The organism is Bradyrhizobium sp. SZCCHNRI20481, from assembly GCF_032485055.1.
GTDB lineage: Bacteria > Pseudomonadota > Alphaproteobacteria > Rhizobiales > Xanthobacteraceae > Bradyrhizobium.
Genome location: NZ_JAUEUE010000014.1, coordinates 21,938 through 45,300 on the forward strand (window position 1 = coordinate 21,938; position 23,363 = coordinate 45,300).

A 23,363-nucleotide genomic window follows, 5' to 3' on the forward strand; every position below is an offset into this window, starting at 1 on the left:
GTCAGACGTGGACCTGCGTCTGGGCGTGGCTGTTGTCGATGATCATCTTGATCACGTCGTCGCCGGCCGTGAGGTTGCCGCCGGTGTCCTTGATCGTCGCGACGTTGTTCCAGCCGGAGCCGGCGTTGATCTGCAGCGTCAGGTCGCCGTTGTTCAGCACGCCACTGCCGTTGGCCGAGGCCAGGCTGGTGTGCCCGCCGCTGTCGACGAAGCGCACCGCGTCGGCATGGTTGCCGGACACGCTGGCCAAGAGGCCCGAGAGGTCGATGACGTCGCCGGAGGTCCCGGTCTGGAAATCCAGGATGGTGTCGAGCCCGCCGCCGGCGAGATCGCCGGCGTTCCACTTGAACGTGTCGGACCCGCCGTTGCCCGTGAGCTGGTCGGAGCCGGCGCCGCCGATGAGAACGTCAGCGCTGCCCGACCCATTGATCGTATCATTGTAGTTCGAACCGATCACTCCTTCCATATTCTTGTAGCTGTCCGTGCCGAGACCAGGAATGGACACATTCGTTGCGGTCGAGCTCTGAGTCAGCGTCAACGTAAGACCGGCCGTGGCATCCGAGAAGTCGAGCAGGTCGATCCCTGCCCCGCCATCGATGGTGTCGTTGCCGCCGCCGCCGCGGATGATGTCGTCGCCGTCGCCGCCATTGATCGTGTTGGCAGCACTGCTGCCGATCAGGATGTCGTCGCCCGAGCCACCGGTCAAGCGCTCGATATTGGCGATTGAGCCGAAGCCGGTGGCCGTGCCGGCTCCGAGATTGACCGTCACGTCCTCGCCGGTGATGTAGGTCAGCGTATCGCCGTTGTTGCCGCCGAGATCGGCGGTCACCGCCTCGATATTGCTGAGCTTGGTCCCGTTGACGTCGGTGATCACGCCGCCGGCAACCGTGACATAGATCAGATCCTGCGACGACGTCCCCTCGATGACGAACGTGTCGGTGCCGATGCCGCCGTCGACGGTGTCGACGCCGTCGTTGACGCCCCAATAGAAGGTGTCGTTGCCGGAGCCGCCGATGGTGACGTCGTTGCCGCTGCCGCCCCGGATGGAGTCATTGCCGGCGCCGCCGTTGATGTAGTCGTTGCCGGCGCCGCCGAGCAGCGTGTCGTTGCCGCCGAGGCCGTAGATGCCGTCATCGTCGGCGCCGCCGTTGAAGTTGTTGCCGCCGCTCGACCCGATCATCACGTCGTAGCCGTTGTTGGCATTGGCCTCGAGCGTGTTGTCGACCGTGGCGGTGATCGCGTCGCCGTCGTTGGCACTGTAGCCAGACAGCCACGGCGCTGAGCCGACCACCCACGACTTGTCCGACAGCGAGTTGATGGTGAGATTGAGCGCACCATTGTCGAGCGCGTTGAAGGCGAGATAGGTCGACACAGACGACACCGAATCGGTGGCCGTCACCTTGTAGATGTACAGGCCCGCATCGCTGTTGTTCGGATCGCCGGTGAACTGGTTTCCGGTCCGATGGATCCAGCTGTCGTCGCCGGTCGAGCTGTAGACGAGGCTGTAGGTGTAGGTGACCGTCCCCGTTCCGCCTGAGAACAGCGTTGCCGCATTCAGGCTGATCACGTTCGGCGAGTCGGTGTTCTGCGACAGCGCGTAGCGTCCGTCGGCGCTCGTGGTGTCCACGACGGCCAACGGCGCCGGCTCGTTCGTGCCGTTGATGGTCACGTCGATGACCTGGCTGGCCGTGCCGTCGACCGACTTCACGGTCAGCGTGTCGTGCTTGACGTCGCCATTGTTGAGCGCCTGGACGTTGGCGGCCGAATTGTTCAGCGTATAGCCCCAGGCCCCGGTCACCGCGTTGAAGGTGAAGGTGCCATACGTCCCCGCCAGTGAAGCGGGCGTCTGGAACTGGGCTTCCCCACTATCGACGTCGGTAACCGTCAGGGTCCCGCCGGCCGTCAGCGTGCCGTCCTCCTTGACCGTCCCGCTTGCCGTGCCCGCGATCGACGCCGCATCGTTGACGCCGTTCACCGTGACGGTGACGGTCTGCGTCGTCGTCCCGCCGTGACCGTCGTCGATCTTCACCGTGTAGGTCTGATCGATATGGTCGCTGGCGCGCAGCGACTGGATGTCGGCGTCATTGACGGTGAACGTCCAGTTCACCTTGTGGCCGGTATTGTCGACCGTGGCGTTGAACGAGCCGTAGTAGTTGCTGCCGGCCGGTGTCGTGTAGGTCACGGTCTGGGCATCGCCGTCTACGTCGGTGAAGGCGATCGCGCCGGACGCCCGCTCCACTCCCGGTGTCACGAGCGTGCTGGGTTGCACCGAGATGTCGTCGATGACGGCACCACCTGCGCTCGCGAACTTGATCGTCGTCGACGTCGAGGTCGCCGTGAACTGGTAGGTCTGCTCCGTCCAGCCAAAGTTCCAGGCGCTCGTCGTCAGAAGGGTCGTTCCGTCGACACCCGATGTCACGGCCGTACCGTAGGTCATCACGTAGAAGTCGACGGTATAGGTCATGCCGACGACGGTGCTGATGGTCTGGCTCATCGAGCTCGATGCGCCGTAGAAGTCGGCCGAGCCGCCGTCGGTGCGGCCGCCCACGACGGTGACGGCATGGGCGCCCTCGACCGTCCACGCATCCAGCGTGTAGAAGTTGCCGTTGTAGTAGCCGAACGAGCCGTTCTGGATCAGGTTGCCGCTCGGCGCCGCATAGGAGGCGTCCTCGGTGACGCTTGCCGTGGTCGTTCCGGCTCCGAAGGTCGGCGCGTGGTTCGGCGCCGTGACCGAGCCGGTCTGGCCGCTGGTCACGTTCTCGGCAAAGCCCTGGCCGTCGGTATAGGTAACGTTGGCCGAGATCTTGTGGCCGACGTCGTTGGCCCCCAGCGTGTAGGTCGAGCCGGTTGCGCCGTTGATGACGGCGCCGTCCCGCAGCCAGTGATAGACGACGTTCGACGCGGCGCCATCCGGATCGCTGCCGAGATTGGCGGTCAGCGTCTGGCCCTGCGTCGCCGTGCCCGACACCGTCACGCTCGCAGCACCGTCATTGACCGGCGTGATGGTCAGCGTGAAGGCGTCCGAGACGGCATATTCGCCGTCGCTGGCGTAGACCGTGACGTTGACCGTGCCCGCGAAATTGGCCGGCGGGGTGCCGCTGAAGGTGCCGGTCGTGGCGTCGAAGTGCAACCACGTCGGCAGGTTGCTGCCGTCGCTGAGGTTCGCCGACAGCGTCAGCGGGTTCGCGGTGCCATCGAAGCGGCCATCGACATCGGCAAACGTGTTCGACGGGATGGTGAAGCTGAACGGCTGATCTTCCGCCGAGCTGCGGTCGGCCAGCGCGTTCTGCAGGACAGGCGCATCATTGTTGCCGAGGATCTGGATCGTCACCGTCTTGGCGGTGCCGTCCTCCGTGTAGACCGTGAAGCTGTCGGTCAGCGTGGTCTCACCTTCCTTCAGCGCCTGGATTCTCGGGTCGTTGTTATAGATGCCGTAGGTCCACCTGCCATCGCTGCCGATGTCGTACCAGCCGTAGCCGTTGGCCGTGTTCGAGGACGTCGCCTGCCACACATCGTTGTGCCCGTCGACGTCGGTCGCATTGAGGTCGCCACGCGCGATGCCGTAGAGCGGGCTGCTCTGGCTGTTGGCGATGCCGCCCTCCTCGGCGATGGTGCCGGTGGCGTCGCCGCTGATCACGGCCGCGTCGTTGACGCCGGTGACCGTGATCTTGAGCGTCGCCGTGTTCGACACCGCGCCCGACGGATCCTTGTCGGTATAGGTGAAGGTGTCCACCGCGGGCACGCCCGCCGCCAGCGCATCGGCCTTGTCGGCGACATAGGTGTAGGAGCCGTCCGAATTCAGCGTCAGATGGCCGTAGGCGCCCTCGATCGAGGTGCCGACGCCCGCCCCCTGCGTCACGCTGCCGGTGCCGGCCACGACGCCGGACACGACGAGCGAGCTGACGGGGTTGTCGACGTCGCTGTCGGCCACCGAGCCGCCGGTCGAGCCGCGGATGACGCCATTCGCAACTGAGATGTTGAGCGTGTCATCCTCGAGCACCGCATGGGTGTCGGAGTTCGCCACCGGCGGGTGGTTGGCGGGGATGACCTCGACGCTGACCGTCTGGGTGGCACTCAGATTGCCGCCGCCGACATTGCCGTTGTCGTTGATGGTGATCGTGACCGACCCAGGGTGGTCGCTGTTCGGCGTGAACACCGCCGATGCCAGATAGGTATTCAGATCGTTGATCTTGAACCCGCTCATCGCGAGCGTCTGCTCGGCGTTGAAGACGCCGAGCGACGGAATGGACAGCGTGCCGCCGGAGATGTCGAACCTCACGGACTCGACGACATTGCCGTCCGCGTCGGAGAAGGTGATCGTGTTCGCGCCGGTGAAAGCGAACGACGCGCCTTCATCGGCGGTCACGTGCGTCGGGGCATGGATCTCCGGTGCATCGTTGACCGGCACCGCGTTGATCGTCAGCGTGCCGATGTCCGTCTGTCCGGCCGCATCACGCACCGTGTAATCCACGGTATCCGCGCCATAGAAGTCGGCCTTGGGCTTGTAGACATAGGTGCCGTCGGCATTGAAGTGAATCGTGCCGCCCTTGGCCGTCGCGAAGTCGCCCGCCACCACGCTCAGCGTGTCGCCGGTGTCCGGGTCGCGGTCGTTGTGCAGAACGCCCTGCGTCGGATCGGACACGGTCAACGTCGTGTCCTCGTTCACACTGGCCGTGTCATCCACGGCCGTGGGAGCATCCTCGATCGGGTTGATGTTGATCGTGATCGTCTGCGTCGCGCTCAGATTGCCACCGCCGACATTGCCGTTGTCGTTGATGGTGATCGTGACCGATCCCGTCGCATCGTTATCGGCTGATGGCGTGAACACCGCCGACGCCAGACAGGCGTTCAGATCGCTGATCTTGAACCCGCTCATCGCGAGCGTCTGGCTGGCGTTGTAGACGCCGAGAGACGGGATCGCGAACGTGCCGCCGGAGATGTCGAACCTCACGGACTCGACGACATCGCCGTCCGCATCGGAGAAGGAGAACGCGTTCGCGCCGGTGAAGGCGAATGGCGTATCCTCGTTCGTCGTCACCTGCGTCGGCGCATGGATCTGCGGCGCGTCGTTGACCGGGGTCACCGTGACATCGATCGTCTGCAGTGCGGTGTTGACGACGTCGGTGTGGACGTTGCCGTCCGACAACGTAGCCTGGTCGGTGACCTCCGCGACCACCGACAATGAGAACGTGCCGTTGTAGTTCGCGGGCGGCGTGATCTGCAGCGGGTGGCTGTCGAACGCGGCGATCGCGGCGGCGCTATCGATCACCCACTTGCCGGCGTCAGCGCCGGTTCCGGCATGGCCGACCGAGAAGGTCGCACCGGCCGGATAGCCCGAAATCAGCAGCCGCAGGCTTTCGGAGCCGTCGGTGTCGGTGACGGCGGCACTGATGAGCTTCAGGTTGATCGTGGTGTCCTCGGCACCCGAGGCCGGGCCGAGATCCATGAAGCCCAGCGTCAGCGCGTCCGCCTTCGGTGCGACGTCGACCGTGACATGCGCGGTCGCGGTCCCGCCATCGCCGTCGCTGACCGTGTAATCGAAGCCGGCGACGCCCGAGAAGTTCTTGTCCGGCGTGAACACCGGATTGCCGTTGGAGAGCGAAACGGTGCCGTGCGTCGCGTTCGACACGCCGGTGACGGTCAAAGTGTTGTTGTCGACGTCGGTGTCGTTGTTGAGCAGGCTGAGCAGCGCGTTGACGGTGAGCGGGCTATCCTCACTCCCCTGGACCGCGTCGTCATGAGCCACCGGCGGCGTGTTGAAGACGCCCGTGAGCGAACGGGTGCCGTCGGTGAAGGCAAAGCTCTCGTAATTCGTGAACGTATCGGTCAGGCCGTTGTGGGTGACCTGCACGCCGATCAGCGTCACGCCGTCCGTCGCGAACACCTTGGTGTAGGTCGCCTCGGCGAACTTGAAGCCGAACTTCACCGTGTCGCTGTCAGAGCCGCCGTCGGACACAACGCTGGTGTTGCCGGCAAACCGGACGAGATCCAGCGTGTCGTTGCCGGAGCCGCCGTTGAAGACGATGGTCGACGGCGCGATCGCCGTGCCGCTGATATCGGTGATCGTCACCGAGTCGCTGGCGGTGCCGCCGGTGATGGTGATGCGCTCGATCTCGTCGGCGCGGATCGTCGCGCCGTTCGGACCGTCATAGCGCACCAGAATGTCGGTGGCGTTGCTGGCGGACGGATCGTTCAGCGTCGGATTGATCTCGGTACCGGTCGAGGTCTTGCCGATGGTGAAATTGCGCGCATTTCCATCGCCCGTGATCGCGAGCACGTCGTAGTTCGGAAAGGTCGTGCCAGACTCCGAGCCGCCGTCGATGACGTCGCTGCCGTCGCCCACCGTGTAGAGGAAGGTGTCGTTGCCAGCGCCGCCGAACAGCCGGTCGCCACCTCCTCCGCCGATGATGATGTCGTTGCCGGCGCCGCCAAACAGGGCATCGCCGCCCACGCCGTTGCCGCCGACCAGAATGTCGTCGCCATTTGAGCCGTGGGCCTCGGTCACGCCGCCAAGCTTGTCGGTGCCGACCACCTTGTCCGTCACCGCGGCGCGGTCGGTCACGCTGTGAGCCCCGACCGTCTCGCCGAGGACCGTCGCCGCGCTGTCGCCGAGATTGACGAACACAGGCGAGTTCGGCGCGTCATAGCGAGTCGTCGTCACGGTGCCGGCAGCATCGACCCGGACGGTGAAATTGTTGGTGAAGACGTCGTGGTCGCGATCCTCGACCGCGAAGGCGAAATTGAGGTCGAGATACTGGTCGGCGGCGCTCGAGGTCCCGATCGGCGCGGGATGATCGAGCGGCTGCAGCAAGGTGAAGTTGTAGGAGCCGGTGCCGGTCTCCGACAGCGTCACCGTGAACACGGCCGCATCAGCCGCGTTGCCCGTCACCAGACCATTCTGGTCGATGTAGCTGCCACCGCTCATGCGATAGGCGGTCAGCGTGGAGTGATCGGCCGACATTACGTAAGTCAGGCCGAAGCCGAGCGAGGTCAGCCCGGAGAGCTGGTGGTTGGCCGCATCGTAGGCGCGCACCGGCGACGCGCCGAGGAAGGTCACCGACGGACCGGAGCTGTCGCCATCGGCCCCATAGGTGATGCGCAGATCGACCGCGCCGGTCGAGACGCTGCCGGCTGCCTCCGAGATCGCGACGGTGTCGACGTCCTGCGACTGCGGGCTGTCATCGTTGACGGTGACGATGATCTGATCGTGCAGCGCAACGGAATCGCCGTCGGAATCGGTGGCGGTCACCGCCGTCGACAGGTCGAGCGTCAGCGTGTTGTCATGGCCGGTGCCGACGTGGTCCAGCGCGCCCTTCAGACGGAACGAATACTGGCCGGTGTTGGCATCGACCTGGAATTCGAAGATCGTGACGCTGCCAGCCTTGGCGATCAGCGTGTTGTCGCCCCCCATGCTGTAGGTCAGCGCCACGCCGCCCGACGTCAGCGACAGCAGCTCGGGTGCGAGGTTGGTCTTCTCGACCGTATAGGTGCCGGGCTTGTCGGCGCCGAACGACACCAGCGAGCTCAGATTGCCGGTGAAGTAGGAATCGTTGCCGTTGCCGTCGCCGTTGAGGTCGCCGCCATGGTTGCCGGTCGCGGTCACCACCGTTCCGTTCGGCAGCTCGCTCTCGTAGACCGCCGCTCTCAACACCGTCGCGGTCGCGACGGGGCTGTCGTCGTCGATCGTCACGGCGAATGACGCGCTGGTGCTGTCGCCATCCGCATCGGTGGCGGTGAAGCCGAAGGTCAGCTTGACGTCGTTCTCGTTCTGGCCGGCCGGATGATCGACGTGCTTCAGCAGCGTGAAGCTGTAGCTGCCTGCACCGGAATCATCGAGCGAGACCTTGAACACCTGGCTGGCCACCGACGGCGGGTTGCCGTTGGTCGGATTGCTGCCGGTGTAGCCATAGACCGTATTGCCGACGACCCAGAGCTTGACCTGGACGCCCCCGACCGTCAGCGAGCCCGCGTCCGAAGTGGCGTTCTGGCCGTTGATGATGCCGCTGAACGCGACCGCGCGGTTCACGCCGCCGCTGTTGTTGTCGTCGGCGCCCCAGGAGATCGCCAGCGAGCCGTTGGCCGTGACATTGGCACCGGCGACGTCGCCGGTGGCCGCTCCGGTGTTGCCGCCGGAAAGCCCATCCTCGTCGACGGTCCCGGCATCAGACGTGCCGATCGCGGGCCGGCCGTTGCCGTCATTGATGGTGACGGTGAAGTTGCCGCCGGAGGCGATATCGCCATCGGCATCGGTCGCGGTGAAGCCGAGCTTCAGCGACAGTGCATTGGTCTGGCCCGAGCCGACGTGATCGACATTGTCCAGGAGCTCGAAGGTGTAGCTGCCGGAGCCATCGTCGGACAGCGTGATGTGGAACACCTTGCGGTCATTCGTCGTGAGCTGGCCGCCATTGTCGTTGGCGACGCCCCAGATCTCGGTGTCCGACACGCGGATGAACTGCACCGCCGTGCCGTTCGACGTCAGCGTCGGGCTGCCTGCGCCGGTGGTCTTGACCACGTCGCCGGTATGGATCGCGCTATCGAATGCGACGCTGCGATTGGCCGCGCCCGAATTGCTGTCGTCGGCACCCCAATTGATATTGAGCGCGACATCGGCCGCGGTCTGGGTCTGAAACACCTCCGCGCCAGCAGAGCCGGTGGCGTTCTCGGTCAGCGTCGCGGCGGTCGGCGAACCGAGCACCGGCACGTCGTCCTTGACCGAGACGGCGAAGCTGTTGCTGGACGTGTCGCCGTCGCCATCGGTCGCCGTGAAGCTGAACGACAGCTTGACGATGTTCTCGCCGCTGCCGGCGGGATGGTCCAGAGTGCCGAGCAGCTTGAAGTTGTAGGAGCCGTCGTTCTGGTCGCTCAGCGACACTTCGAACACGCGGGCGCCGTGGGCGAGATCGCTGCCGGTGTAGCCGACCAGCACGCCGTTCTCGAAGGTGTACTTCACCGTCTGGCCATCCGACGTCAGCGTCAGATTGCGGCCCGAACTGTCCTCGGCGTCGACATTCGCGCCCGCGCTCGTGTAGCGGAAGCTGACCGAGCGGTCGCCGAGCCCGCCGCCCGAGGTCTTGTTGCTGTCGTCGGAGCCCCAGCTGATGTTGAGGTCGCCGCTGACCGCGGTCGGCTCCTTGGAGACATCCGTGCCGCCCGGCAGATCGTCCTCGTCGACGGTCCTGGCATCGCCGGCCGCCGCCACCGGCGCGGTGTCGAGCACCGTGACCTTGAAGCTGCTGGTGACGCTGTCGCCGTCGGAATCCGTGGCCTTGAAGCCGAACGTCAGCGGCAGGCTGTCGTCGTTCTGGCCGGACGCCGGGTGGTCGATGTTGTCGTACAGCGTGAACTTGTAGCTGCCATCGCCGCTGTCGGACAACTGGATGGTGAAGACGGTGCGGTGATCCGCGGTGATCGCCGTCAGCAAGGTGCCGTCGCCGGAGATGGTGTAGCTGATCGCCGAGCCGTCGGAGGTCAGGCCCGTGGCGCCGGCGGCGGTCGTGAAGGCCACCGCGCGGTTGTGCCCGACACCCGTATTGTTGTCGTCGGCGCCCCAGGAGATGTCGAGGCTGCCGGTCTGGACCGTCGAGTTCGATGCATCCGGATGGCTGGTGTCGTAGCCGTCGGTCGGCAGGCTGACCTCGCTGACGGTCTCGTCCTCGGCGCAGCCGACGGTCGGCACGTCGTCGGTCACCGCCACCGTGAAGCTGCTCGCGGAGCTGTCGCCGTCGGAATCGGTGGCCTTGAAGCCGAAGCTCAGCGCCAGGCTGTCGGTGCCCGACTTGCCATGGTCGAGGTTGTCGAGCAGCGTGAACTTGTAGCTGCCGTCGCCGTCATCGCTCAGCGTGACGGTGAAAACGGTGCGGTGATCGGTGGTGACCGCGCTCAGCGTGGTGCCGTCGGACGAGACCACATAGCTGATCGCATAGCCGTTGGACGTCAGCCCTTCCGGTGCGGTCGTGTCGAAGAACGCCACCGAGCGGTTGTTGGTCGCGCCGGAATCATTGTCGTCGGCGCCCCAGGAAATCGCGAGGCGGCCGGTCTGCACGGTGGAGTACGGCGAATCCGGGAACAGGACGTCGTAGAGATCGGTCGGAAGGTTGGCTTCGCTGACGGTCTCGCTCTCGGCGTGCCCGATCGTCGGGACGTCGTCGACCACGGTGACGGTGAACGTGCTGCTGCTCGAATCGCCGTCGGAATCGGTCGCGGTGTAGTCGAACGTCAGCTTGACGACGTTGCTGCCCTGCCCGGCCGGATGATCGAGATTGCCGAGCAGCTTGAAGGTGTAGGTGCCGGTACCGTCGTCATCGAGCGAGACTTCGAACACGCGCTGCCCGAAATTGAGGCTGTTGCCGGTGTAGCCGACCAGCACGCCATGATCGAAGGCGTATTTCACCTGCTGACCGTCCGAGGTCAGGCCGCTGAGGCCGACATCGCTGCCGTTGGTCACATGGACGTCGGCGGCAGCGTTGGACGTGTTGGCGAAGCGGACCGAGCGATCGGCGGCGCCGCTGTCGTTGTTGTCGGCACCCCATTTGATGTTGAGCGCGCCGGTCACCTGGGGATCGCGGCTGCCGCCATCGTGGCCGCCGAAATCGGGGCCGCAATCGCCGCCACCGGAGTTGAGATCGGCTTCGCTGATGCTCTTGGCCGCCCCGGTATGCGCCTCCGGGCTGTCGTCGTTGACGCTGACCTTGAACGTGCCGCTGACCTGATCGCCGTCGGAATCGGTGGCGACGTATTTCAACGTCAGCGCGATGCTGTCCTCGGTGTTGGGCACCGGGTGGTCGAGATTGTCGAGCAGCGTGAAGCTGTAGGACCCGGAATCGAGGTCGGACAGCTTCACAGTGAACACGGCGGCATTGGCCTTGTTGCTGGTCCAGTTGCCGTTGCCGTCGATGTAGTGCTGTCCGTCGAAGCGGTAGGCCGTGATCAACGTGCCGCCTTCGCTGACGCCGTAGGTCAACGCGACGCCGTTCGAGGTCAGGTGCTGCGCGGCGAGCGTCGTGGTGGCGTCGGATGCGAAGGTGACGGCGCGGTCGCCGTTCACCGATGACGCACCGGTGATCCCGACATTGCCGAGATTGTTGGCGCTGTCGCTGCCCCAGGAGATGCCGAGATCGCCCGTTGCGACCGTGTTCTGGCCGGGAACATCGCCAGGTCCGCCGGCGAGCCCGGTGGCTAGCCCGTCCTCATCGACCACGCCGGTGGCCATCTCCCGGTTCAGCACTGGCGCGTCGTCGTTGATCTTGACCTTGAAGGTGTCGGAGACCGCATCGCCATCCGAATCCGTGGCGACGAAGCCGAGGGTGAGCGTGACGTCGTCCTCGGTGTTGTGGGCCGGATGATCGATGTTGTCGATCAGCGTGAAGCTGTAGGACCCCTGCCCCTGGTCGGACAGCGACACCGTGAACACCGCAGCCGTGGCCGGATCACCGGTGGCATGGCCCTCGCCGTCGACGTAGGTGTGATGCGCTTCATCGTAGCGGTAGGCGGTCAGCATCGTGCCGCCGGCGGACACGGTGTAGGTCAGCGCGACGCCGTTCGACGTCAGATGCTGGGCGGTAAGCGTCGAGACCACGTCGACGGCGAAGGTGACGGCGCGGTCGCCGTTGACCGGCGCACCGTTGATGCCGCCGTCGACATGGCTGTTGGCGCTGTCGGCGCCCCAACGGATGCCGAGAAAGTCGGTCACCGTCAGATTGGCGCCCGCAGCGTCGTTGCCATCCGCGTAGGAATTGCCGGGATTGCCGAGACCATCCTCGTCGACCACGGAGTAGCTGACGCGCTCGCCAAACACCGGGGCGTCGTCATTGACCTCGACATTGAAGCTGCCGTGGATTGCGTCGCCGTCGGAATCGGTGGCAACGAAGCCGAAATACAGCCCTTGATTATCCTCGCTGCCGTGGACCGAATGGTCGAGATTGCCGGTAAGGTTGAAGGTGTAGGAGCCGTTGTCCAGATCCGACAGCGAGACGGTGAACACCGTGGCGCTGGCGAGGTCCTCCGTCGGCTTGCCGTTCGCGTCGACATAGGTCTCGTGGGCGGCATCGTAGCGATAGGCGGTCAGCAGCGTGCCGTTCTCGGAGACCTGATAGCTCAGCGCAATCCCGTTCGACGTCAGCCCCAGCTCCTCGAGCGAGGGAACCGTGTCCGCGGCGAAAGTGACGGCGCGATCGCCCTTGACCGACGCGCCATCAATGCCGCCGTCGACATGGCTGTTGGCGCTATCGGCGCCCCACAGGATGGCGAGCGTCTTGGTCACCGTCAGATCGGCGCCGGCGACGTCGCTGCCTTCCACGTAGCTGTCGCCGGCATTGCCGAGGCCGTCCTCGTCGACCACACCGGCGCTCGGCGCATCGCCGAACACCGGCGCGTCGTCGTTGACTTTCAGGGTGAAGCTGTCGGTCACCGCGTCACCGTCGGAATCCGTGGCGACGAAGCCGATGTTGAGCGTGATGTCGTCCTCGGTGCCGTGCACCGGGTGATCGAGATTGCCCTTCAGCTCGAACGTGTAGGAGCCGTGATCCTGATCGGACAGCGCCACGGTGAACACCGTCGCGTGGGCCGAATCCGTCGGCTTGCCGTCGGCGCCGACATAGGTCTCATGCTCGGCGTCGTAGCGATAGGCCGTGAGCAGCGTTCCGTTGTCGGACACGACGTAGGTGAGACCGAAGCCGTTCGAGGCGAGATTCTGGGCGTCGAGCGTCGCGACCACGTCGGCCGCGAAGGTCACGGCGCGGTCGCCGTTGACCGGCGTGCCATCGATGCCGCCATCGACATGGCTGTTGGCGCTGTCGGCGCCCCAGCGAATGCCGAGCGTATCGGTGACCTTCAGGTCTTCGCCATAGGCGTCGCCGTCATCCTTGTAGCTGTTGCCGGCGTTGCCGAGGCCGTCCTCGTCGACCACCGAATAGCTCGGCTTCTCGCCGAAGCTCGGGGCGTCGTCATTGACCTTCACCGTGAAGGTGTCGGTGATCGCATCGCCATCGGAATCGGTGGCGACGAAACCGATGTTGAGGGTGATGTCATCCTCGGTGCCGTGCACCGGGTGATCCAGGTTGCCCGACAGCGCGAAGGTATAGGAGCCATGACCCTGGTCGGACAGCGACACCGTGAACACCACGGCGCCCGACAGCCCCTCGCCTTCCAGCGGCTTGCCGTTGGCATCGACATAGGTCTCGTGCGCGGCATCATAGCGATAGGCGGTCAGCACGGTGCCGTTCCCCGACACTTCGTAGCGCAGGGCAAAGCCGTCGGAGGTCAGATCCTGCGCCTCGAGCGAGGCCACCACGTTTGCGGCGAAGGTGACGGCGCGGTCGCCGTTGACCGGCGTTGCGTTGATGCCGCCGTCGACATTGTTGTTGGCGTCGTCGGAGCCCCAGCGGATTCCGAGCGTATCGGTGACCGTCAGGTCTTCGCCATAGGCGTCGCTGCCATCGGCGTAGCTGTTGCCGGCATTGCCGAGACCGTCTTCGTCGACCACCGAATAGCTCGGCTTCTCGCCGAAGCTCGGGCCGTCATCGGCGACATTGACGGTGAAGGCGCTGTTGACGGGGTCGCCGTCGGCGTCGGTCGCGACCACCTTGAAGGTCAGCGGCAGCGACGCGTCGTTGGCGCCGTTGTGGTCGATATTGTCGGACAGGGTGAAGGTGGCGCTGCCGGAGCCGGTGTCGGACAGCGACACGGTGAAGATGGTGCGCGCGCCCTCACCCTCACCTGCGGTCGCGATGATCTCGGTGCCGTTAGCCGACAGCGTGTAGGAGATGGCCTCGCCGTTCGAGGTCAGGCCCAGCGCCTGCAAGGTCGCGATCTCGGACGCGTCGAACACCAGCGAGCGGTCGCCGTCGACCACGGTCCCGTTGGAGCCGCCATCGACCTTGCTGTTGCCGTTGTCGGCGCCCCAGCCGATGTGGAGATCCACGCTCGCCGTGGTCGGCTCGAAGCCGTCGCCGCCCACGACCTTGGCGACGAGCTCGCTCTCGCCGCCGCCTTCACTGGCGCCGCCGGTGTGCTCGGCGACATTGATCGCCTCGACGGTGCCGGCGACCGGCGAATCGTCGTTGACGCCGATCACGATCGTCACCGGCGCGGTGTCGCCGCTGCCGTCGATGGCGATGACGTTGATGGTGAGGTTCAGCGTGTCTTCGGTCCCGAAGACCGGATGATCGAGCGGCTGCAGCAGCGTGACCGTATAGGTCCCCGCGATCGTCGCGTTGGCGTCGAGCGTGACGGTGAAGACCTGGTTGGCGACGATCGAGGGATCACTGCCGATATAGCCGATCAGCTCCGGCTGGCCGTTGACGGTGGTGATCGCAAAATGCACCTCCTGGCCGCCGGACGTCAGCCCGGCAAGACCAGGCTGTGACGCCGCAAACGCAAAGGCGCGGCCGATCACGTCGGTGCCGAAGTCGACGTTCAGCGAACCGGTAAAGCTCGTCGCCACGCCGCCGATGTCGCCGCTGCCGCCGGGCCGGCCCTCGGACAGCCCGTCCTCATTGAGCACCACGCTGTCGGCGACGCCGGCAATCGGCGTCGGATTCGGCGTGACCGGATTGTCGCCGAATTTGGTGGTGGTGTCCTCGGCTCCCAGCAGCCCAAGCGGCGTGCCGCCGATCAGCGCATCGATCTTGAACGTCCCGAAGTTCGCTCCGGCAGGCACGCCCGGCGCACCGGGCGTTCCCGCGGCGGGCAGCACCGACTGGTCGGTGGTGATGGGAAACAGCTCGGCGAACTGATCGCCATTGATGATTCGGTCGGGGCCGACCTCGAAGCTGACGTCCTTCAGCGGGGCGCCGTTGGTATCGAAAACCGGGTCGATGGACACCGTCGACTGATTGTCGAACAGGATGATGAGGCGGTTGCCGATCTTGATGAAGGTCAGCCGCTCGCTGGCGATGTCGCTGAAATCGATCTGGCTCTGACCGTCGAGGTGAACCGTAATGGCTTGGTTGCCCGGCGGTTTGCCGATCTTGAGGTGCTTTGCAGAGGCGCTGGATGGCTGCGAGGACGTGCCGGTCAACTGGGCCAGCAGGACAGGAGCATTCATGCGCCAAAACCTCCAAATATGGGGCGCTTTGGTGGCGCTCCCATTTCTATCGTTAAACTATTATTAAACGAGAATACGGGTCAATATTACCGGTTCTTGTTAGTCAGACTTTAGGGACTTTGGGTAAATGCAGTCAAGTGCAGCGGCATTTATGAAGGTAAATTAGTCCGCGCCTATGCTTCCGCGCTACGCATGGCGCAGCCGGAAAGACAAGATTAAATCGGGTTTTGGCCTGGAGAATTACTACTGATCCGCAGTTGTTCCGCGCGCAATACTTGCGGAACACCACGCACGCTGTCGTGAATATGAGCTGAGCGCCATGAAATGGCCGAAATGGAACTCCGCCTCTCGCGAATTATTTGCGAAAGGCGGAGCCTATTCTTGAAAGAGGTTGTGCAGCGGCAGAATGCCTCAGATGCGGCTGACCACGCAGGCGACCGGTTCATATTTGCGCAAATACAACAGCGCCTGGTCACCGATACCATCGAGCCACACGCCGCGGCCTGCGTAGCGATAGCCGTCGCCCATCGGAACGAGACGGACCGGAATCGCGTGGCGAGGATGGAGGTAGAGCTGCGCGGTGACGATCTCGCCCGGCGCGAGCACGGGACGAGAGCGCAGCACGTAACTGCCGCCATTCTCGCAGGCGATCGCAAACGCCGCGCCCGGCAGCACCACGGCGTCGGCCCGCGCGATGCCGATCATCCCACCGATCGCCGACAGGACCACTGCCCCGCAAACCATGACTTGCTTGATATTCACCGCGGCCCCCTGCTCGCCAGCTTCCCGGCGTGCATTAAGACCGCAAACGGCGCCGGCTACAAGTCGTTCGGCTGCGACATTCAGAGCAGCAACGGCCGGCCCGGATCACGGCCGCCGCCGATGTCGGCTTCGGCCGCCGGCGTGACGTCGCTCTCGCTTTCGTGGTGCGGCCGCTCGGCATAGGGCGCCGCGAACAGGCTGACGCCGCGGTGATCGATCGCAAACAACGGCATGAAGGACTGCAGATCTCGTCCCTCCATCAGAGCGGCCCGCCGATTGTCGAGCACGAACCACTTGCCCTCGAGCCGGACTGCGACGACGGCGTGATCCTGCCGCACGGCGAGGTCCCGGACCAGCAGCAGCTTGAGGTCGGATTCCGGCGTTCCCGCCGCCAGCAACAACGCGTATTTCGCGATCGCGTAGTCCTCGCAGTCACCGAGGCCGCTGCGAAAGGTCTGCAGTGGCGAACTCCAGACGTCCGGCAGGCCGTGTTGCTGATCGTCGCTGACGTAGCGCACCGCCTGGTTGACGCCGCGATTGATGATTTCCGCGCGTGCACGACCTTCGCTGGCGGCAGCCGCCGACCGCATCAGCGCGACGAAGAAGCGCTCCGACGCCGAGCAGCGCGCGTCATCGCCGTTGCAGCGCTCGGTCGACATCCGCTCGCTCGCCATCGCAGCCTGGATGCCGTGCCATTTCACCCACAGCACGCCTTCGGGTGCGCGGAACGTCACCAGGCCGAACGGCTCGTCGCTGGGATTAGCGACCGCCGGCCCCTGCGGGGCGTCGCTGACTGATCCGGCGCGGCCGGCCGGGTCGGTCGATGCCACTTCCACAGGCCCGGAGGCCGCGCGACGCAGGCCGTCGTGCTTGGCGAGCACGGCATTGATGGTGAAGAAACGGACGGGCGGCGGCACCGGCAGCGCGCTATCCGCAGTGCCCTGCGGAGATCTACGATTTGAAGTCTCGGCAAACGCAGCGCCGGCACAACCGGCCACGACCGACAACACAAGCGCAAGCCCCAGCGCGCGCGGGAGAGCCCGCGGCCGATCGATCCGCAACATCCGTGACGCCCCGTATGCTCCGGGGCATCGGCCGACGTCATCGCGTCGATCCCTGTCCCGGTTGTTATCGGATCAGGGATAGGGCCGGCGCGGCTTCGGGCCGGTTAAACCGCGGTGATGTTCGCGGCCAAGCTGCGAACGCGACTAACCGCGGCCGACCAAATCGCGTCGCATTTGAACGATTCAGAATTTGGTAACGCAGGCCGGCTCGCTCAGCCGCGGATCAGCGCAGCGACTTCTGGGATCTCACATACTTTTCGCGGAGAACCGGGTATCGCTGCACTCACACGAGCTGGCCGCGCCTGCGCTCAGCGCTCGCGCAGCGCCTCGTCGCGCAGCATGCGGGCAGGCTTGACCAGATAGTCCAGCACCGATTTCTTGCCCGTCAGGATCTCGACGGTCGCGACCATGCCCGGGATGATCGGAAGCGGCTGCTGGGCGGTGCCGAGGTGGTTCTTCTCGGTGCGCACCATCACCCGATAGAAGGTCTCGCCGCGCTCGTTCTTGTCGCCTTTCTCGTCGGTGATGGTATCGGCGCTGATGCGCTCGACGCGCCCGTGCAAGGAGCCGTACACTGAGGAATCATAGGCGCTGAGCTTGACCACCGCCTCGTGGTTGGGACGGATGAAGGCGATGTCCTGCGGACGGATGCGGCCTTCGACCAGCAGCGTGTCATCGAGCGGCGTGATCTCCATCAGGCTGGCGCCTGGCGCGACCACGGCGCCGATGGTGGTGACGTTGAGCCTGTTGACGATGCCGCGCACGGGCGAGCGCAGCTCGGTGCGCCGCACCCGGTCCTGGGCCGACTTGATGTTCTCTTCGAGCACGGCGAGATCGCCGCGCGACTTGGCGAGATCGTCCTCGGCCTGGGCGCGAAACGCCGTGACGATGTTGAGCCGGCGCGCGCGCGCCTCCTGCACGGCGGCCTCGGTCTTCACGATGCTCGCCTGCACCACCGCGAGCTGCCCCCGCATGTCGGTGGCCTGGCGGTCGGCGCGGAGCATCTCGATCTCCGGCACCACCTTCTGGTCGAACAGCTTGCGGGTCAGCCCCAATTCGCGATTGAGCAGTGCCAACGTCTCCGAGAAGCGCTTCTCGGTTGCCCTGAGCTCGTCGATCTCCTTGCTCTTCTGCTGCTCCTGCTGCTGCACGACGTCGATGTCCTGCGCGAGCTTGCGCGCATGGGCGTCGAACACGGCGCGTTCGCTCTGCACCGCGCGCGGGGCGTCCGCGACGAGCTCCTCGGGAAACTCGACCGGGCTGCGGCCCTCGGTTTCCGCCGCCAGCCGGATCACCCGCGCCGCCATCGCGCCGCGGCGCTCGCGGATCTCGCCGAACTGCGACGCAAAATTGGTGTCCTCGATCCGCGCCAGCGGCTGATCCTTTTCGACGATCGCGCCTTCCTGCACCAGGAGATCGGCGATGATGCCGCCTTCCAGCGATTGAACCACCTGGGTCTGGCGCGACGGCACGACCTTGCCATTGCCGCGCTTGACCTCATCGAGCACGGCGAAATGCGCCCAGATCAGGAACGTGAAGAACAGGCCGAGCGAGGCCAGCAGCAGCATCCGCGCCGTCTTCGGCGTGCGCAGTTCGACGGCAGCCCTGATGTCGTTGGAGAACGCGAAATCGCTGAGCGCCATGTCACCGCGTCCCCTGGACCGGCTTCATCGCGGGGCTCGCGGCCGGCGCCGCCGCGGGCTGCTGCGGACGCAGCATGGTGAGGATCTGCGCGGTCGGACCGTCGGCGACGATCTTGCCGGAGTCGAACACCAGGATGCGGTCGACCAGCGACAACAACGAAGGCCGGTGGGTCGAGACGATGATGGACATCTCGCCTTTGGCCAGCGACTTCAGGCGCTCGAGGAATTCGCCCTCGCTGCGGACGTCGAAATGCGCAGTCGGCTCGTCGAGGAACAGCACGCGCGGCTTGCGGATCAGGACACGCGCCAGCCCGATCGCCTGCTTCTGCCCGCCCGACAGGCTGCGGCCGCCTTCGGCGATCATCATCTCATAGCCCTGCGGGTGGCCGGCGATGAAGGTTTCGACGCCGGCGAGCCGCGCTGCCTCGAGCACCTCCTCATCGGTCGCCGCCGGACGGCCGAGCGTGATGTTGTCGCGCAGCTTGCCGTAGAACAGGTCGGTGTCCTGCAGCACGAAGCCGATGCCGGCGCGCAGATCGGCCGGGTCGTACTGCTGGATGTCGATCCCGTCGATCAGGATGCTGCCTTCGGTCGGCGGATAGAACGCAGTGGCGAGGCGGCCGACGGTGGTCTTGCCCGAGCCGACCCGACCGATGATGCCGATCTTCTCGCCCGGCTTGATATCGAAGGAGACGTTGTCGAGCGCCTTGGTCTGGCTTCCCGGATAGGAGAAGCTGACGTTCTTGAACTGGATGCGGCCCTGGTTGATCTCACGCGCGACGTAGATCTTTTCCGGCGGACGCTCACGGTCCAGGGACATCAGCCGGTCGATCGAGCGCAACGCCGACGTCGTCTGGGTGAAGCGCGTCATCAGGCCGGCGATGCCTGCGATCGGACCGAGCACGCGACCCGACAGCATGTTGGCCGCCACCAGCGCACCGACCGAGAGCTTGCCGTCGAGGATCAGGAACACGCCGACCACGACCAGCAGCAGGCTGCAGAACTGGCTGGCGACGCTCGCCGCGGTCATGGCCATCGACGCCCAGAACTGGACGTCCTCGCTGGAGCGCGCCTGCGCCGCCACCGAGCGCTCCCACACCGTCTGCACCCGGCTCTCGCCGGCCACCGCGCGGACCGTCTCCATTCCGTTCAGCGATTCCACCAGAATGCCGTGACGCGCGGCGGACTGCGCCTGCATCTGCCGCATCGCGCGTTCGAGCGGCCGCTGGATCAGCAGCCCGACGGCGATCATCACCGGCAGCATCAGCAGCGGAATCCATGCGATGGGACCCGCGATGATGAACAGCACGATGATGAACACGACCGCGAACAGCATGTCGGTCGCCGACACCACGGTGCCGGAGGTGAAGAACTCGCGAACCGAATCAAAGTCGCGCAGCTGGTTGGCGAGGATGCCGACCGATGGCGGCCGCTTGTCCATCTTCAGCGACATCACGTGCTCGAAGATGTTCGCGGCAAGCACCACGTCGATCTTCTTGCCTGTCATGTCGATGATGCGGCTGCGCACCACCTTGAGCAGGAAGTCGAATCCGATGGCGAGGAGAAGGCCGATGCCGAGTGCGACCAATGAGGGGATCGCGCCGTTCGGGATCACGCGGTCGTAGACGCTCATCGTGAACAGCGGCGCGGCCAGCGCCAGGATGTTGACGATGAACGCGGCGATCGCGACATGGCCGTAATTGGCGCCGAAGCGGCTGACCACCGACCAGAACCAGTGCGTCTTCGGCACCTCGCCGGCGGCCGCCACGCGCGGATCGGCGACTGTGGCGGGCCGCACCAGATAGGCGAAGCCGACATATCGCGCCGCGACCACCTCGAAGCGCTCGATCGCCGGCTGTTCACGACGCGAGGGATCGACGATGGTGAGGCGGCCGGCGGCCTCGTCGATCGTCAGCAGGATGCGCGTGGTGCCGTCGTGAAACATCAGCACGCAAGGCAGCACCAGCGCGGGGATCTCGCTCAGCGGCCGTTCGACCAGTTGCGCCTCGAGCCCGGCCCGCTGCGCGGCGCGCTCGTAGAGCGCGATGCTGAGCACGCCGCTGTCGAGCGGCAGTCCGGATAGCAGCGCGCTGCGGCTCAAGGCGCGGCCATGATGAGCTGCGAGGTAAAGCAGACTGTCGCTGAGAGGATCAGTTGCTGCTGCGGCTGCGCTCATCTGCGGCATCACGTGGGCCGTCTCTTCGAGCTCGAACCTTGTCGGACGAATATTCAACGACGCCTCGAAAACCCATCTGGCCCACCGAGCAGCGCGGACCTGCACCCATTGCTTCTTGCTAATAATTTGCCTTAGCCCAATTCTTTGGCTCGCACCTGGCTTTTTCAAGATTTTTGCAGGTGCTTCTCGACAATCTCAGCGCAAAGTAAATGCGTATGGTGAAAAGCCGGCGCGACATGCACCGGCTTTGTTAGTCTCACCTATTTCGGCGCGTGCCCGTTGGGGCTCTGAGCGAATCCGCCGTACTTTCCGGACGCGACGAATAGCGTCGTATCCTCAGGATCGCTCGAGGCCCACCGATCGCCGAAGGTAATCGGCGCAGGATGCTTCGGCGTACCATCATGCAGGCCAAACATCGGCACCGGACCGGCGGAGCTCAGCGGCTGCGGTCCGGGCGCAGGCGCGCTCAGCCGAACAGGCGCCAGGCTATAGCCGATGAAGCCGCTCGGCGTGTCCACCGGCTCGGTCTCCGGAGGATGCCCGGTCTTCAGGTAGTTGAGCATCTGGCCCATCGCGGCGAGCAGCTGATAGTCAGCGAACACAACCACACCGCGCGCCGACACCAGCGACACGTTGGCATTGAAGTACTGGTTCTGTGAGTTCAGGAGATCGATCAGCGTGCGCTGGCCGAGTTCGTATTCCTTGTTGTAGGCGACGAAGGTGCGACGGGCCGCTTCGACATCGCGTACGAGGGCGGCGACGCGATCGGCGGTGATGATCCGGGCCGCCCAGGCCTTGTCGATCGACTCCAGCGCATCGCGCTGCAGCCGAGCGTGCTTCTGCTGCTCCTGGATCATCCGCTGCGCGGCTTCCTCACGGCGCCAGCTGTTCTGACCGCCGTTGAAGATATCCCAGGACGCAACGACCTTGCCGCTGACCTCGTCGTAGCGATTGGTGTAGGTGATCGATTCCTTGCCGGTCGTCGCGCGGCCTTCGAGCGAAAGCGTCGGCAGGAAGGTGCCGGTCGTCGCATCGAAGCCCCGCTTGGCAGCCGTCACATCCGCCGCGGCGGCGCGCAGGGTCGGATTGAACTTGTAGGCGATGTCGAGCGATTCCGCCTTGTCTCTCGGCATGTCGGACAGCCGGCCCGGGAAACGCAGGTTATAGGGCTCGACGCCGACGACCTTGCGATACTTCGCCCGCGCCACTTCCAGGCTGAGACGGAATTCTTCGAGCACGGCCTGCGCTGCAGCGACCCGCTCCTCGGCCTGCTGGGTGTCGCCCTCGCCGGCCCGGCCGCCCTGGAAACGGGCCAGCACGTTCCTGCGCAGCTCGAGATGAACCTTGAGGTTCTTCTCGGCCAGCGCGACCAGCCTGGAGTAGCGCACCACGTCGACATAGGCCTCGGCGGCATCAAGACCGATCAGCTCGGTTCGCTCCAGCACGCGGTACGCGGCGGCATCGACCCGCGCGGCCTGGCGCCACACTTCATTGATCGAGGAAAAGCCATCGAACAGCAGCTGACGGACCACCACGCCGGCCTCGCGGCCGCGCAGGTAGCGGCCATTATTGGCCGGCGCCGGTGAAACATACTGCTTGAGCATCTCGGGCCCGGCGCTCGCATCGAGCCGGACCTGCGGCAGCAGCGTCCCCTGGGACTGGCGAAGCTCGGCTTCGGTGGCCCGCCGGCTGGCGGCGGCCTCCCCGACACCGGGATTGGTCTTCACCGCCTGGTTGATGGCGTCCTGGATGGTGAACGGCTCAGCGCCCAATGCCGGGCTAAAGCTCATTCCCACAACACATATCAAAATCGGTGTATATATGCTCTTGAACATATGGAACCGATAACAAACGTGAGATCAGCTCGCAACGCGACTCGCCACAGTTGCGACGAAAAACCGCCCGGTTGTGGCAGAATAGCTACGCTCCGCCACATTCTTCGAGGCGAAAGATTCAGGATTCTGAAGCAAAATCAATGTGGTGGGAATGACGCGAAGCCGACGCGGTTGATTTAAAGCCAGCTATTTTTTCTTTCATAAAGAAAATCTCGCGACAGAGAATGTCGCGTTTTCCGTGGTTGCTTCAATATATCGATCGCTTTCGCGGCATTAACTCGGCTGTGGCAGCCGGAACGTCACCCTGCGAGGGCGGACCGGCAATAAGCGATTAGTAGCCTACCGTTGCCAAGCCGGCTTGTCCGGAGCCTGGGTTCTGGCGCGTCGTCATGGCAGCCGTGAGCGATTGCCGCCGAGGGATCGAGGAACAACCAAGGATACAATGGAGGTCACGATCGGTCGTTGGATTTCCGGATCTCGCCATGACCCAGATGCGACCCATTGATTTCGGCGCTCCATCTGCAGGGAATGCGGCGGCAATGCCCAGGGGGTCCCCGATCCTTGCAAAATCTCATCGAGCTGAGAGGCAGTAAATTGGTGGGGGAGGCAGGACTCGAACCTGCGAAGCCATGAGGCGGCTGATTTACAGTCAGCTCCCTTTGCCACTCGGGACACTCCCCCGTATCGACGGCAATTCGGGCCGGCCGCGGAACAGCAGCGTCGGGACCATCAGCGCCATGGAGACGGTAAGACCGCGGGGCCCGGATGAGTGGGCGCGCGCGGCCGGGGTCGTTATGATCGAACCCGCCCCTCGAAGTCAACCAAGGGACGACGAATTTT

At 65.0% G+C, this 23,363-nt stretch carries 6 protein-coding genes and 1 tRNA gene; all 7 read right to left on the reverse strand.

Annotated elements, in window-relative coordinates; genetic code table 11:
- Position 1: 1 nt before the first annotated feature.
- Positions 2–15,043 (reverse strand): VCBS domain-containing protein, encoded by a 15,042-nt coding sequence (locus QX132_RS22555; RefSeq protein WP_316162936.1) that lies wholly within the window; start codon positions 15,041–15,043, stop codon positions 2–4.
- Between the two features lie 411 nt (positions 15,044–15,454).
- On the reverse strand, positions 15,455–15,805 hold the full coding sequence (locus QX132_RS22560; protein ID WP_315737544.1) for a hypothetical protein: 351 nt from the start codon (positions 15,803–15,805) through the stop codon (positions 15,455–15,457).
- Positions 15,806–15,885: 80 nt separating this feature from the next.
- Complete coding sequence (locus QX132_RS22565) at positions 15,886–16,722, reverse strand: transglutaminase-like cysteine peptidase (protein WP_316162937.1); 837 nt, start codon at positions 16,720–16,722, stop codon at positions 15,886–15,888.
- A gap of 455 nt (positions 16,723–17,177) precedes the next feature.
- On the reverse strand, positions 17,178–18,512 hold the full coding sequence (locus QX132_RS22570; RefSeq protein ID WP_316162938.1) for an HlyD family type I secretion periplasmic adaptor subunit: 1,335 nt from the start codon (positions 18,510–18,512) through the stop codon (positions 17,178–17,180).
- A gap of 1 nt (position 18,513) precedes the next feature.
- Complete coding sequence (locus tag QX132_RS22575; protein WP_316163002.1) at positions 18,514–20,697, reverse strand: type I secretion system permease/ATPase; 2,184 nt, start codon at positions 20,695–20,697, stop codon at positions 18,514–18,516.
- Positions 20,698–20,948: 251 nt separating this feature from the next.
- Complete coding sequence (locus tag QX132_RS22580) at positions 20,949–22,478, reverse strand: TolC family outer membrane protein (RefSeq protein ID WP_315737541.1); 1,530 nt, start codon at positions 22,476–22,478, stop codon at positions 20,949–20,951.
- 640 nt (positions 22,479–23,118) lie between these two features.
- Positions 23,119–23,204: transfer RNA gene (locus tag QX132_RS22585), tRNA-Tyr, on the reverse strand.
- Positions 23,205–23,363 lie beyond the last annotated feature (159 nt).